Source organism: Microvirga aerophila (genome assembly GCF_003332305.1).
Lineage (GTDB): Bacteria > Pseudomonadota > Alphaproteobacteria > Rhizobiales > Beijerinckiaceae > Microvirga > Microvirga aerophila.
On record NZ_QOIO01000163.1, the window covers coordinates 1 to 1,913 of the forward strand.

The 1,913-nt window shown below is 58.8% G+C and carries 1 protein-coding gene; it reads left to right on the forward strand.

The window, feature by feature from the left end:
- Positions 1–1,740, forward strand: a 1,740-nt coding sequence (locus DRB19_RS29495; RefSeq protein WP_114189490.1) for an adenylate/guanylate cyclase domain-containing protein, incomplete at its 5' end; no start/stop codon positions are given.
- Between the last annotated feature and the right edge of the window lie 173 nt (positions 1,741–1,913).

Here is a 1,913-nt window from a genome sequence, read left to right on the forward strand (position 1 = left end):
CGGCGGCTGGCCGCGATTCTCGCAGCGGATGTGGCGGGCTATTCGCGCCTCATGAGCCAGGATGAGGTCGGCACCCTCCGGACCTTAACCGCACACCGGGAGATCATGGACCGGCTGATCGCTGAACAGGGCGGGAGGATCGCCAACACGGCGGGCGACAGCGTGCTGGCTGAATTCCCCAGTGCGGTGGATGCCGTCCAGTGCGCTGTAGATGTGCAGCACGCACTTTCACAGGCCAATTCTGACGCACCCGAGGAGAACCGTCTCCGGTTCCGGATCGGCGTGCATGTTGGGGACGTAATGGTTCGAGGTAGTGACCTGTTCGGAGACGGGGTGAACATAGCCGCGAGGCTAGAATCCCTCGCTAAGCCGGGTGGCATCTGTATATCGGAAGCCACCTATGGATACGTCCGAAAAGTGGTGCCTCTCACCTTCACTGATATTGGCCCTCAGATGGTGAAGAACATCGAGGAGCCGGTCCGAGCGTATGCTCTAACAACGACCTTGCCGAGTCCGACACAGATCGTTGCCGCCAAGTCTTTACCTCTGCCGAACAAGCCGTCGCTAGCGGTCTTGCCGTTTACCAACATGAGTGGTGATCCTGAGCAGGAGTATCTTGCTGACGGCATGGTGGAGGAAATCACCGCTGCCCTGTCCCGCATCCGCTCGCTCTTTGTCATCGCGCGTAATTCGAGCCTCTCGTACAAGGGCACCACAAAGGATGTGCGCCAGATCGCCCACGAACTCGGTGTCCGGTATGTCCTGGTTGGGAGCATCCGGAAGTCTGGACTCCGCATCCGAGTGACGGCTGAGTTGGTTGATGGCTCTGACGGCGGTCACATCTGGGCAGATCGTTACGACAGCCAAGTCGAGGACATCTTCGATCTTCAAGACCGACTGACCGAAGCCATCGTTGGAGCTATTCTGCCGAACATTCGGGCAACCGAGATCGAGCGGGCAAGGCGCAAACGTCCCGACAGCCTGGATGCCTACGACTGCGTGATGAGGGCAATGCCAACAGTCTGGTCCAACGATCCAGAGACAGCCACACAAGCACTGAAGCTCCTGGAACGGGCGATGGCCCTCGACCCTGACTACGCGTTGGCAAAGTCAATGGCGTCTTGGTGTCATGCTCAACAGGTCATGTATCTGCGCTCGTCCGATCCGCAGTGGGAGCGAGAACGGGCACTTGCCCTTGCGGAGGAGGCCGCGCGGCTGGACAGTAATGACCCGCTGGTGCTGACGACCCTGAGTGCAGCCTACACGCTCTCAGGACGGGTGGACCGCGCGTCCACACTGATCGAAAAGGCCCTTCAGCTTGATCCCAACTCAGCTTGGGCGTGGCAGCGAAACGGGTGGATTCATCTCTACAAGGACCAACCCGAGTTGGCTCTCGACCATTTTAAGCACGGTCTCCGAATCAGCCCGTTCGACCCGATCAACTTCAACTCGTACATCGGCATGGGCGTGGCTCACTTTGCGGCTGTTCGCTACGAGGATGCAATAGAGTGGCTTAAGAAGGGTCTGCAAGAGCGGCCCAGTGCAGTTTGGGCATACCGGTTGCTGATCCCTGCCTATGCTCAGGCTGGCCGAATGGACGACGCTCGTCAGTCAGCAACTCTTTTGCTTCAGTGCTATCCCGATTTCACGATCTCGCGGTATTATCGGAACATTATTTCCCCTGCGGAGCACATGAGCCGGGTCATTGAGGGTCTCAGGAAGGCCGGTGTGCCCGAATGAGGTAGGCTCAACAGAATCCTCCGTTTGACACCCGTCGCGACCCCTCGGTGATCGCCCTCAAGAAATCATCGACATGTCCCCACGCGAGACGTATCATTATAACCGTAAATGGGCCTGGGGAACGCGATGCCCCCACCACAGGATAGGGTCGAGCGGCGGCTGGCCGCTATCTT